We start from the raw sequence: 12,464 nt of genomic DNA on the forward strand, positions 1-12,464 counted from the left end.
GGATGGCCGGATCGCCTTTTGCGGGGGCGAACCCGCTCTGGCGCTTTGGTCGCCCTTCCTGTAGAAGGGAGATCGATGCCGCCGCGACGCGAAAGGTCCATGGTTTCCTGCCATCCTTCGCCCGGCCCGCTCCGATCCCGTTTCCGGCATCGGGGAGAGCCGTGAGCAAAGACCGACCTCCCGGGTCGTCCCCCAGGTCGAACGACGCCGGTCCCCACGGTGCGGACCGGGCCTGTGCGCGCGTTTCCGATCTGCTGGACGACTTTCTGGCCCGTGGCGACGTGGCCTCCTGCGGCTCCCCCGATTCCCCTTCCGCCCCCGGCTTATCCGGCCAATTTCCTCCCTCCGGCGTCCCGTCCGACCGCATCTCGTTGGGCGAGATCATGGATGCGCGGGGCGACCGCGCCTTCGGGGCGCTGCTGCTGATCCTGTCCATCCCCAATGTGCTGCCGGTGCCCGGCCTGTCGACCGCCACCGGCGTTCCGATGATCCTGATCGGCGCCCAGATGGCGTTGGGCCGGCACAGCCCCTGGCTGCCGCGCCGCATGCTGGCGGCCACCTTCGACCGCAAGGCTTTCCTGGGCGTGATCCGCCGGGCCAAGCCCTGGGCCGACCGGCTGGAGCGGCATCTGCGCCCGCGTCTGCCGGTGCTGGCCGGCCCCACCGCCGAACGCTTCGTCGGCGTGGCGGTGATGGTGCTGGCCGCCGTCCTCGCCCTTCCCATCGTCTTCGGAAACCAGCCGCCGGCCTTCTCCATCGCGCTGATCGCGCTGGGGCTGATGGAATCCGACGGTGCCTTCGTGTCGGCCGGCCTGATCGCCGGCCTTCTGTCCATCGCCTTCGTCGCCGCCCTCCTGCTCGGTCTCGGGCAGGCGGCGGTCGCCGTGGCGCAACAATTGATCGGTTGAGGGAGCGCCCTTCGGGCATACCGCCATGATTTGGGAACTGTTGGTCATCGTCCTGCTGATCCTGCTCAACGCCTTCTTCGCGATGTCGGAGATGGCGCTGGTGTCGGCGCGCCGCGCCCGGCTTCAGCAGATGGCCGAGCAGAAGGGCGGCGCGGGCGCCCGCGCCGCGCTGGAGCTGTCGGAGGATCCGAGCCGCTTCCTGTCCACGGTGCAGGTGGGCATCAGCCTGACCGGCATCATCGCCGGCGCCTATGGCGGATCCACCCTGGCCGACCGGCTGGGCGGCGTCCTGAACGAACAGGTCGAGTGGATCGCGCCCTACGGCCACACCGTTGCGTTCGCCCTGGTGGTCGCCGCCATCACCTATTTCTCGCTGATCATCGGCGAGCTGGTGCCCAAGCGCGTGGCGCTGATCGCATCGGAGCGGATCGCCGCCCTGGTGGCCAGCCCGATGCGGACGGTCTCGCGCCTGTCCGCCCCGGTCGTCTGGCTGCTGGGCGTGTCGAGCGACGCGGTGCTGAAGCTGCTGCGCCTGCCGACCTCGCGCGAGCAGACGGTGACGGAGGAGGAGGTCAAGACCCTGATCGCCGAGGGCACCCAGAGCGGCGTCTTCGAGCCGGCCGAGCGCCAGATGATCGAAGGGGTGATGCACCTGTCCGATCGGACGGTGCGGTCGATCATGACCCCGCGCCCCGACCTGATCTGGCTGGACATCGACGACACGCCCGAATTGGTTGGCCGCGAGATCCGCGAGAGCGGCTATTCCCGCTTCCCGGTCTGCCGCGGCGACGTGGACGAGCTGCAGGGCGTGGTGGCCGCCAAGGCCCTGCTGGACCAGTCGCTGAACGGCATCGCCTTCGACCTGAAGGCGGCGATGGTCCAGCCGCTGGTCGTCCATGACGGCACGCCGGTCTTCCGGCTTCTGGACCTGTTCAAGCAGGCCAGCGTCCACATGGCGATCGTGGTCGACGAATATGGCAGCGTCGAGGGTCTGGTCACCATGACCGACATCCTGGAGGCCATCGCCGGCGAACTGCCCGACAGCGCCCACGAGGGCGAGGCCGCCGCCGTCCAGCGCGAGGACGGCAGCTGGCTGGTCGACGGCATGACCCCGGTGGAGGAGGTCGAGGCGCTGGTCGGCGTCAAGAACATGAAGGGGGAGGGCGATTTCCACACCATCGCCGGCTTCCTCCTCGACCATTTCGGCCATATTCCGACCGCGGCGGAGCATCTGTTCTGGAACGGCATCCGCTTCGAGGTCGTCGACATGGACGGCCGCCGCATCGACAAGGTGCTGATCCAGTTGAACCCGGAGATCTCGGAGGGGTGAGGGGGGCTGGTGTCGGATTCTCGCGAAGCTAGCCCCCACTTATCCTCCCCCGCTGGGCGGGGGAGGATAAGTGGGGGTTAACTCACCTCAATCCACCAGTCGGCCGTCCAAACTCCTCAATGCACCGCCGCCGCTCCGCCGCAGCACCGCACGCCCTCGTCTGCGTTGGTCATCTGCACCGCCCGCACCAGATCGCGCACCTCTTCGGTCAGGTCGTCCGCATTCCAGCCATGCCCGTCGGCGCCGGCCACGACCAGAAGGCGGAGCGTGGTCCGCAGCAGGTCGCCGGCTTCCCAGCCGTTGGAGCGTTCGGCCTCCCGCGCCATGTGCAGCAGGCCGGTGGCGCAATTCAGGACCTCGGGGTCGACCTTCATCGGGCACTCCTCCTTGCTCGCGGGGGAGATTGATTGGTGTGACCAACAATATTTGGGGCGCGGCCTTGGTCTGTCAAACACGTCCTTCAGCAGTAAGGGAAAGCACCTAAGTACCGTCCGTCCCGCTCAATCCTCCAGCGGCGGCAGTCGGGAAACGAAACGACCCTTGACCCCCTGGGGCCATTGCTTGAACGGAACGATCCCGTCGGCGGTCGCTGCGTAGGCGCGCAGATAGGCGGTCAGCGTCTCCGCCGTCGCCTCGTCCGGGGCGAAATCGCCCAGCACATAGCTCATGCGGCTGGCCGAACGCACCGCGACGGCACAAGGGCGCTTGCAGCTCATCAGGCAGCGCATCGGCCGCAGCCGCACCTGTGCCGCCAGATCGGGGGCGTCGGCCAGCACCCGTTCCATCAGCGCCACCAGCTCCGCCCCCGGACGGACGGCGTCGGGCGGGTCTTCCGGACGGCGGCATGTTTCGCAGACGACAAGCTCGACGGTCATGCTTCGGTTTCCAGTGGTTTCCCGATACGTACGGCCCGACAGCTAGAGACCGGCTCGGAGGCTGTCAACGCGCTTGCGGCTTGCCAAGCACTGCCAAACTCCCGACGATGCGGTCGGGCAGGGGCGATGGACGGGAACGGCGGACGGGCATGAGCGCGAGGCAACGGATCGTCCGTGAACGCCGGCAGTACAACCAGCTCGCCGCCGACCAGACGCTGGAGGACTATGCGCTCCGCTACACGGCGGAGCGGGCACGGCGCTGGAGCGCCTGGCGCGTCGCCAACACCGCGCTCGGCGCCATCTCCTTCCTGGCCTGCGAGGCCATCGGCGCCGCCGTCACCCTGACCTACGGTTTCGAGAACGCCATGGCCGCCATCCTGGCGGTGGCGGTGCTCAGCATCCTGGTCGGGCTGCCCATCACCTACCATGCGGCCAAGGCCGGGGTGGACATCGACCTGCTGGCCCGTGGGGCGGGCTTCGGCTATCTGGGCTCCACCATCACCTCGCTGGTCTACGCTTCCTTCACCTTCATCCTGTTCTCCATCGAGGCCAGCATCATGTCGGCCGGGCTGACCATGGTGCTGGGTATCCCGGCCTCGGTCGCCCACGTCATCAGTTCGCTGGCGGTGATCCCCATCGCCATCTACGGCATCCGGATCATCAGCCGCATGCAATGGGCGACGCAGCCGGTGTGGATCCTGCTGCAATGCGTGCCGCTGGCCTATTTCTTCCTGCTCGACCGCGAGACGCTGGCGCAATGGACCTCGCTGCCGGGCGTCTATGCGCCGGACGGCGGGCTGTCGCTGCTGCCCTTCGGCATGGCGGCCTCGGTCCTGCTCTCGCTGCTGCCGCAGATCGGGGAGCAGGTGGACTATCTGCGCTTCCTGCCCTCCCAGGCGCGCATCGGGCGCCTGCGCTGGTGGGCGGCGATGCTGGCCGGCGGGCCGGGCTGGGTGCTGATCGGCAGCCTGAAGCTGGCGGCGGGGTCGCTGCTGGCCTTCCTGGCGCTGAAGCACGGAATGCCGGCGGCGGATGCGGTGCAGCCCAACAGCATGTACCACATGGCCTTCCTCGACGTGTTCGGCTCGCCTGCCGTGGCGCTGGCGCTGACCGGCATCTTCGTCGTGGTCTGCCAGATGAAGATCAACGTCACCAACGCCTATGCCGGCTCCATCGCCTGGTCGAACTTCTTTTCCCGCCTGACCCGAAGCCATCCCGGCCGCGTCGTCTGGCTGGTGTTCAACGTGCTGCTGGCCCTGCTGCTGATGGAGATCGGCATCCTCGGCGTGATCGAGAGCATCCTCGGCCTCTACGCCAACGTCGCGGTGGGCTGGCTGGGCGCGGTCGCCGCCGATCTGGCCGTCAACAAGCCACTGGGCTACAGCCCGCCGCATATCGAGTTCAAGCGCGCCCACCTCTACGACATCAACCCGGTCGGCACCGGGGCGATGGGCCTGTCGGTGCTATGTTCCACCACCGCCTTCTTCGGGCTTCTGGGGCCGGTGGCCCAGGCGCTGGCCCCCTTCATCGGGCTGGTCGTCGCCTTCGCCGCCGCCCCGCTGATCGCCTGGAGGACCAAGGGCCGCTATTACATCGCCCGCAAGTCCGACACCCTGCCCGGCGATGCCGCGACCATCCGCTGTTCGATCTGCGAAAACCATTTCGAACGGCAGGACATGGCCTTCTGCCCGGCCTACGACGCGCCGATCTGCTCGCTCTGCTGCACGCTGGAGGCGCGCTGCCACGACCTGTGCAAGACCGACAGCCGTTTCGCCGACCAGATCGCCCACAGCCTGCAACGGGTCCTGCCCAAACGCATGGCGGCGGGGGTCCACACCCGCACCGGCCATTTCATCGGGGTGATGACGCTGTTCTCGCTGGTGCTGGGCGGGGTGCTGGTGGTCATCGACTTCCAGTACGCCAATGCCGACGCGGCGGAGCGGGCGGCGATCCACGCCGCGCTGTTCACCGTCTTCGTCTGCCTGTTCATCCTGTCCGGCGTCGCCGCCTGGCTGCTGGTGCTGGCCCATGAGAGCCGCCGCAAGGCGGAGGAGGAAACCGCCCGCCAGACCGCCATGCTGATGGACGAGATCGCAGCCCACGAACGCACCGACGCCGCCCTGCAGAAGGCCAAGGAGGTGGCGGAGGCCGCCAATGCCGCCAAGAGCCGCTACATCATCGGCGTCAGCCACGAAATCCGCGCACCGCTCAACGCCATCTCCGGCTATGCCCAGCTTCTGGAGAGCAACAGCACCCAGCGCCCGCAGGACGCCGTCCGCGTCATCCGCCGCAGTGCGGAGCATCTGTCGAACCTGATCGACGGGCTGCTCGACATCTCGAAGATCGAATCGGGCCTGCGCCGGCTCAGCCGCGACAAGGTGCAGCTGATCGACTTCCTCGACCAGTTGGCCGACATGTTCCGCATCCAGGCAACCGCCAAGGGGCTGGAGTTCCGCTATGCCCGCGTGCCGCACCTGCCGGCATGGGTCCACACCGACAGCAAGATCCTGCGCCAGATCCTGATCAACCTGCTGTCCAACGCGGTAAAATACACCGAGACCGGCCATGTCGCGCTGAATGTCCGCTACCGCAGCCAGATCGCCGAGTTCGAGATCGTCGACACCGGCATCGGCATCCGGCCGGAGGACCTCGACCGCGTGTTCGAGCCGTTCGAGCGCGGGCGGGGCGCGGCGGTGCGGGCGGTGGCCGGCACCGGCCTTGGCCTGACCATCACGCGGGTGCTGACGCGGATCATGGGCGGCGACATCGCCGTGCGGAGCACTTTGGGGGAAGGCAGCGTCTTCACCGTCCGCCTGCTGCTGTCGGAGGCCATGCACCGGCCGGGCGAGCAGGCGGAGCGGCGCGCCATCACCGGCTATGCCGGGCCGCAGATCACCATCCTGCTGGCCGATGACGACCGCGACCATCTGGCGCTGATGACCGACATCCTGCGCCCGCTGGGGTTCGTGCTGTTCACCGCGTCGGACGCCGCCGGCTGCCTGGAGCTGGCGGCGCAGTGCAAGCCGGACCTCGCCATGCTCGACATCTCCATGCCGGGGGAGAGCGGCTGGGACGTGGCGGACGGGCTGCGCCGGCAGTTCGGCGACCGCATCCGCATCGTCATGGTCTCCGCCAACGCCTATGAGGCGCAGGGGCCGGGCGACGGGCGGGCGCCGCACGACGCCTTCGTCGCCAAGCCCATCGAGATCCACGCCCTGCTCGACCGCATCCAGGCGCTGACCGGGCTGGAATGGATCCATGCCGCGGAAAAGCCGCCGGAACCGCTTGCGCCGGCGCCGGTGGCGGTCAAGCCTGCGGACCCGTCCCCGACGCCCATCGTCGCGTCGGCCCCCGCCCGGCCGCCGGATTCGGCGCTGCGTCATCTCGACGACCTGCGCCAGCTGGGCCGGATCGGGTACATTCGCGGGATCGAGGCCAAGCTGCGCGAGATCGAGGCGGAGGACGCCGCCGCCGCGCCCTTCGTGGAGCGGCTGCGGACACTGGTGCGCGCCTTCGACTTGAAGGGCTATATGCGTGCGGTGGAAGAGGCCGCCGAAGGCGACGGCAAGGGACCGAAGGGAGAGGCAGTGGACGGGGCCGTGACAGGATGAAGCGCCGCGACATGATCCTGGTGGTGGACGACACCCCCGACACGCTGGGATTCCTGACGGAAGCCATCGAACAGGCCGACCTGACCGTGCTGGTCGCCGTCGATGGCGAAAGCGCGCTGGATCTGGTCGGCCAGATCACGCCGGACCTGATCCTGATGGATGCCGTCATGCCGGGGCTGGACGGCTTCGAGACCTGCCGGCGGCTGAAGCAGATCCCCCACCTGTCGCACCTGCCCGTGATCTTCATGACCGGGCTCAGCGACACCGAGCATGTGGTGAAGGGGCTGGAGGCCGGCGGCGTCGATTACGTCACCAAGCCCATCGTGGTGGACGAACTGATCGCCCGCATCCGCGTCCACCTGACCAACGCCCGCGTCGCCTACGGCGCCCGCGCCGCGCTGGACGCCACCGGCCGCTTCCTGCTGGCGACGGACGGGGAGGGGCGGCTGCTGTGGTGCACCCCCCAGGCGGAACGCCTGCTGGGCGGCCTGCTGCCCGGACCGGACGGCGTGCGCCCGGCTCTGGCGGCCACGCTGGCGGCCGGTCTGGTCCGTCTACGGCAGGCCTCCAACCCCGGCGCCGCGGCGGAGAGCTTCACGCTCGACCTGCCGGACGGCGAGGGGGTGCGCCGGCTGGAATTCACCTATCTCAGCCCGGCAAACCCGGACGAATACCTGTTCCGCCTGAGCGAACCGGCCGCCGGCCGGCAGGAGGCGATCCTGCGTGATGCGCTGGGCCTGACCGTGCGTGAGGCGGAGGTCCTGCTGTGGATCGCCAACGGCAAGCCCAACCGCGACATCGGCGAGATCCTGGGCATCAGCCCGCGCACGGTGAACAAGCATCTGGAACAGGTCTTCGCCAAGCTGGGCGTGGAGAACCGCGCCTCCGCCGCGGCGCTGGCGATCCGCACCCTGGCGGCACGGGGGTGAGTGGATCCCCTCTCTCCCCGCTCACGCGCAAACTTCGTTTGCGCTGACGCGACAGGCGGACCTTCGGTCCGCCGAAAGCGGGGAGAGGGAGATTTATGCTCTCTACGCCCCCAAAATCCTGTCCACCGTGATCGGCAGGTCGCAGAGGCGCTTGCCGGTGGCATGGTAAATGGCGTTGGCGATGGCGGCGGGGACGCCAACGATGCCGATCTCGCCGACACCCTTGGCGCCCAGCGGGTTGACGATGTCGTCATGCTCCTTGACGAAGATGACGTCGATGTCGTGGACGTCGGCGTTCACCGGGATGTGATACTCGGCGAAGTCGTGGTTCATGAAGCGGCCGAGCCGCTGGTCGGTCATCGACTCCTCCTCCAGGGCCATGCCGATGCCCCACACCACGGCACCCAGCACCTGGCTGCGCGCCGTCTTCGGATTGATGATGCGGCCGGCGGCGACCGCGCTGACCACCCGCGTCACCTGCACGGTGCCCAGATCCTCGTCCACCCGCACCTCCGCGAAGACGGCGGAGTGGGTGCCGAGCGCATGCTGCATCTGCGACTTGTAATAGGGGATGGAGCGCGCCTCGTCCTCCAGCACCAGCAGGTCGTTGGCGCGCATCACCTCGGTGATCGACATGCGCCAGGACGGGTCGGCCTTGGCGATCAGGAAGCCGTCGGCGAAGACCAGATCGTCGGCCTTCAGCCCCTTCAGCGGCCCGTCGTTCAGCCCCACCGCCAGCCCGGCCAGCTTGCCGCGCAGCCGGTCGCAGACCGCCTTCACCGCCGACCCGACGGACGACACCGTCCAGGAGCCGCCCTGCAGCGGCGCCATTGGCAGGTTGCTGTCGCCCAGCTGGAACGACACCTTGTCGATGGGCAGGCCCAGGATGTCGGCGGCGATCTGCGTCATCGCCGTATAGGTGCCGGGGCCGATGTCGGCGGTGGCGCTGCCCACCGTCAGTGTCCCGTCGATGCCCAGCCGGGCCGACGCCGCGGCCTGCCCCTGCATCGCGTCCCACACACCGGTCGCCATGCCCCAGCCGATCAGCTGCCGCCCCTCCCGCATCGACCGCGGGGTATGGGTGCGCTTGTGCCAGCCGAAGCGTTCCGCCCCCTGCGTGAAGCAGGCGCGCAGCTCCTTGCTGGAGAAGGGCTTGTCCGTGTTGGGATCGACCTCGGTGTAGTTCTTCAGCCGCAGTTCCAGCGGATCCATGCCCAGCTTGGCCGCCAGCTCGTCCATGGCGATTTCCAGCGCCGGGACGCCGGTGGCCGCACCGGGGGCGCGCTGGTCGAGCGGGGTGTGGGTGTCCATCCGCGCCAGCTTGTAGTCCAGCCGGACATTGTCGCACCGGTACTGCTGGCCCGACCAGTTGACGACCACCTCGACATAGTTTTCGCTCTGTGAGGTCTCCTGCACCGCCTCGTGGATGACGGCGGTCAGCGTGCCGTCCTTGCGGGCGCCCAGCGCCACGCGCTGCAGCGTCTCGGGCCGGTGGCCGAAGCTGAACATCTGCGGGCGCGACAGCTCCACCCGCACGGATCGCTTCAGCGTGGTCGCCGCCAGCACCGCCATGAACAGCTGATGCTGCGGCCTGAGCCCCGAGCCGAAGGCACCTCCGACGAAGGGAGAGATCACCCGCACCGCGTCCTTCGACAGGTTGAAGACGTTGCAGACATAGGTCTGGGTGTTCAGCGGCCCCTGGGTCTTGTCGTGGACGGTCAGGGTGCCGTCATTGTGGTAAATGACGGTGGAGGCGTGCATCTCCATCGGATTGTGGTGCTCGACCGCCTGGGTGAAATGCAGGTCGATGCTGACCTCCGCCTCCGCCAGCGCGCGGTCGGCGTCGCCGCGCGGCTTCGGCGGCGGCTGGAACCCGCCCTTGTCCTTGCCGGGGGTGAAGGCCTTGGCCTGCGCCTTGTGCAGGTCGGTCTGATGCTCCTCCGCCTCATAGACGACATGGATCAGGCGGGCGGCGTAGCGCGCCAGTTCGAAGCTCTCCGCCACCACCAGCGCGATGGGCTGCAGCGAATGGTGGATCGTCGCGTCGTACAGTGGGCGGAAGGGGGAGCCCTTGGGCGCGTCGTCGTCCTTCCACTTGCGGTCGAACCAGGGCAGGCTCGGCCGGTTCTCGTGGGTGAAGACCTGGAACACGCCGGGCAGGGCCAGCGCCTTGGACGTATCCATGCGCAGGATGCGCCCGCGGGCGATGGCGCTCGACAGGATATAGCCGTGGGCGAGGCCGGGCGTGTTGAACTCCGCGGCGTATTTGGCGCCGCCGGTCACCTTCAGCCGGCCGTCGACGCGGCTGACGGGCTTGCCGATCTGGGCCCCCGAAGATCCTTTGGGATTGTCCAGCGGATCGGGGATGCTCGGTTTGGCGATCATGGGTGCTCCACTCCGGCGGCTTCGGCCAGCGCCCGGACGATGGCGCGCTCGGCAAGTCCGATCTTGAAGGCGTTGTGGGAATGGCCCTTGGCGTCGCGCAGCAGCACGCGTGCGGCCTCGGCGAATGTCTCCAGCGAGGCCGGCTTGCCGGTCAGTTCCGCTTCGGCCGCCGGGTCGCGCCATGGCTTGTGGGCGACGCCGCCCAGCGCCAGCCGCGCGGTGCGGATCGTCTGCCCATCCATCTCCAGCGCCGCCGCCACCGACACCAGCGCGAAGGCGTAGGAGGCGCGGTCGCGCACCTTCAGGTAGGTGGAGTGTTTGGCGAAGCTCTCCGCCGGAAGGTCGATGGCGGTGATGAGTTCGTCGGCGGCCAGGGTGCTGTCGATGTGCGGGGTGTCGCCGGGCAGTCGGTGGAACTCGGCGAAGGGGATGGTGCGTTCCCCCTTCGGGCCGCTGACGCGCACCACCGCCTCCAGCGCCGCCAGGGCGACGCACATGTCGGACGGGTGGGTGGCGATGCAATGGTCGCTGGCACCCAGGATGGCGTGGATGCGGTTGACCCCGGTCAGCGCGCCGCAGCCGGTCCCCGGCTCCCGTTTGTTGCAGGGGGTGCCGGTGTCGTAGAAGTAGTAGCAGCGCGTCCGCTGCAGCAGGTTGCCGCCGTTGGTCGCCATGTTGCGCAGCTGCGCCGACGCCCCCGCCAGGATCGCCTTGGACAGCATCGGATAGCGCGTCTGCACCCGTTCGTCGTAAGCGGTGTCGGCGTTGCGGGCAAGCGCGCCGAGCCGCAGCCCTCCACCTTCCGTTTCCTCGATCCGGTCGAGGTTGAGGCGCGAGATGTCGACCAGCCGTTCGGGCCGCATCACGTCTGCCTTCATCAAATCCAGCAGGTTGGTGCCGCCGGCGACGAACTTCACCGCCGCCTCGGTCGTCGTGCCCGGCTGCCCCGCCACGCCGCGCAGCGCCGAATCGACGCTGCCGGGCCGGTCGTAGGAGAAGGCTCTCATGGCGTGCCCCCGTCCTTCGGTTGCGCGTCCATCACCTGACGGATCGCCGCGACGATGTTGGGATAGGCGCCGCAGCGGCACAAATTGCCGCTCATCAGCTCGCGGATGTCGTCGTCGGTCCTGGCATGGCCTTCCTCGAGCATGCCGACGGCGGAGCAGATCTGCCCCGGCGTGCAATAGCCGCACTGGAAGGCGTCATGCTCGACGAAGGCTTCCTGCAGCGGGTGGAGCGTGTCGCCGCTGGCCAACCCTTCGATGGTGGTGACGGTCCGCCCCTCCATCATCACCGCCAAAGTCAGGCAGGAGTTGATGCGCCGTCCGTCGACCAGCACGGTGCAGGCGCCGCATTGCCCATGGTCGCAGCCCTTCTTGGTGCCGGTCAGGTCGAGATGCAGGCGCAGCGCGTCGAGCAGACTGGTCCAGGGGGCGACGTGCAACGTCCGGCGGCTGCCGTTGAGGGTCAGGGTGACTTCCATCGCTTCCGGCGGAGGCGCCGGCTGCGTGTGGGCATGGCCCCGGGATGCTGGGCCTGTTGGCTGGGACATGACCGCTCCGACTGCTGGCAGGGGGCGCCGCGGGCCACTGGGGGGCGCGGCGGCGTGTCTTGGCTCGCAGGGGGTAACAGCCGCCCTTCCGCTGCGTTCCCTTGGCTGGCGGATCAGCCCCTCTCCCGCCCCGGGAGAGGGCATGGAACCGACGGCCGAAGGTCGGACGACTGCAACGCAGTTGTAGGTGGAATGCGGTCGCGAGACTTGCGAGCGACCTCGGGGCCCGCCGCGTAGCGGTGGGAAGGGTGAGGGGTTCGGCACGACGCCATGCGGTCCGGGATTCTTGGAATCCCCTCACCCTCCCCACCTTCGGTGGGTCCCCTCCCTCTCCCGGGGCGGGAGAGGGCACAGATTCCCGGAGATCCCTGCCATGAAGCTTTCCGGTTCCTGCCGCTGCGGCGCCGTCCGCTTCACGCTGAACTCGCCGACGCCGGTGCCCTACATGCACTGCTACTGCACGATCTGCCGCAAGAGTGCCGGCGGCGGCGGTTACGCCATCAATTTGGGCGGCGATGCCGACACGCTGGAGGTCGAGGGGCGCGAGGCCGTGGAGATGTGGCGCGCGCCCCTCGACGACCCCGACCATCCGGGCCATACCCCGCTCGGCCCGTCGCACCGGCATTTCTGCAAGCATTGCGGCACCGCGCTGTGGGCGGAGGATCCGGCTTGGCCGGAGCTGGTCCATCCCTTCGCCTCGGCCATCGACACGCCGCTGCCGACCCCGCCGGAGCGGGTTCACATCATGCTGGACTTCAAGGCGCCCTGGGTGGAGGTGCCGAACGGCCCGAACGACGTGCATTTCGCCCGATACCCGGAGGAATCGCTGGAGGACTGGCACCGTCGCCACGGGCTGCTGGACCGCTAGACGGCC

General features: G+C 68.7%; 10 protein-coding genes. 5 read left to right on the forward strand and 5 right to left on the reverse strand.

What is annotated here, in order from left to right; genetic code table 11:
• Nucleotides 1-2: 2 nt before the first annotated feature.
• A complete protein-coding gene (locus AB8P05_RS17820) occupies nucleotides 3-908 on the forward strand; it encodes an exopolysaccharide biosynthesis protein (RefSeq protein ID WP_472759604.1) in 906 nt (301 codons plus the stop codon).
• 25 nt (nucleotides 909-933) lie between these two features.
• Nucleotides 934-2,238 carry a hemolysin family protein gene (locus AB8P05_RS17825; RefSeq protein WP_472759605.1) on the forward strand — a complete coding sequence of 435 codons (1,305 nt, stop codon included), beginning with the start codon at nucleotides 934-936 and terminating at the stop codon, nucleotides 2,236-2,238.
• Nucleotides 2,239-2,354: 116 nt separating this feature from the next.
• Here AB8P05_RS17825 and AB8P05_RS17830 read toward each other — a convergent pair whose 3' ends face one another.
• Together AB8P05_RS17830 and AB8P05_RS17835 are read right to left on the reverse strand one after the other, a co-directional pair.
• Nucleotides 2,355-2,612, reverse strand: coding sequence for a hypothetical protein (locus AB8P05_RS17830; RefSeq protein WP_472759606.1), 258 nt, complete (start codon nucleotides 2,610-2,612; stop codon nucleotides 2,355-2,357).
• A 126-nt stretch (nucleotides 2,613-2,738) separates the two neighbouring features.
• Nucleotides 2,739-3,113 carry a DUF1636 domain-containing protein gene (locus tag AB8P05_RS17835; RefSeq protein WP_472759607.1) on the reverse strand — a complete coding sequence of 125 codons (375 nt, stop codon included), beginning with the start codon at nucleotides 3,111-3,113 and terminating at the stop codon, nucleotides 2,739-2,741.
• A gap of 149 nt (nucleotides 3,114-3,262) precedes the next feature.
• On the opposite strand from AB8P05_RS17835, the gene AB8P05_RS17840 reads away from it, so the two are divergent.
• Complete coding sequence (locus tag AB8P05_RS17840) at nucleotides 3,263-6,724, forward strand: hybrid sensor histidine kinase/response regulator (protein ID WP_472759608.1); 3,462 nt, start codon at nucleotides 3,263-3,265, stop codon at nucleotides 6,722-6,724.
• A complete protein-coding gene (locus AB8P05_RS17845) occupies nucleotides 6,721-7,653 on the forward strand; it encodes a response regulator (RefSeq protein WP_472759609.1) in 933 nt (310 codons plus the stop codon). Before AB8P05_RS17840 ends, AB8P05_RS17845 begins: the two co-directional genes overlap by 4 nt.
• Before the next feature lie 102 nt (nucleotides 7,654-7,755).
• On the opposite strand, the gene AB8P05_RS17850 is transcribed toward AB8P05_RS17845, so the two are convergent.
• Genes AB8P05_RS17850 through AB8P05_RS17860 form a run of 3 tightly spaced genes read right to left on the reverse strand, consistent with a single transcriptional unit; the run spans nucleotide 7,756 to nucleotide 11,521 of the window.
• Nucleotides 7,756-10,038 (reverse strand): xanthine dehydrogenase family protein molybdopterin-binding subunit, encoded by a 2,283-nt coding sequence (locus AB8P05_RS17850; protein ID WP_472759610.1) that lies wholly within the window; start codon nucleotides 10,036-10,038, stop codon nucleotides 7,756-7,758.
• Nucleotides 10,035-11,045, reverse strand: coding sequence for an FAD binding domain-containing protein (locus tag AB8P05_RS17855; RefSeq protein ID WP_472759611.1), 1,011 nt, complete (start codon nucleotides 11,043-11,045; stop codon nucleotides 10,035-10,037). Before AB8P05_RS17855 ends, AB8P05_RS17850 begins: the two co-directional genes overlap by 4 nt.
• On the reverse strand, nucleotides 11,042-11,521 hold the full coding sequence (locus AB8P05_RS17860) for a (2Fe-2S)-binding protein (protein ID WP_472759612.1): 480 nt from the start codon (nucleotides 11,519-11,521) through the stop codon (nucleotides 11,042-11,044). The genes AB8P05_RS17855 and AB8P05_RS17860 overlap by 4 nt, the downstream gene beginning before the upstream one ends.
• A 442-nt stretch (nucleotides 11,522-11,963) precedes the next feature.
• Here AB8P05_RS17860 and AB8P05_RS17865 point away from each other — a divergent pair, with 442 nt between their 5' ends.
• Nucleotides 11,964-12,458, forward strand: coding sequence for a GFA family protein (locus AB8P05_RS17865; RefSeq protein WP_472759613.1), 495 nt, complete (start codon nucleotides 11,964-11,966; stop codon nucleotides 12,456-12,458).
• The last annotated feature ends 6 nt before the right edge of the window (nucleotides 12,459-12,464 follow it).

Source organism: Azospirillum sp. VT-I1 (genome assembly GCF_055698305.1).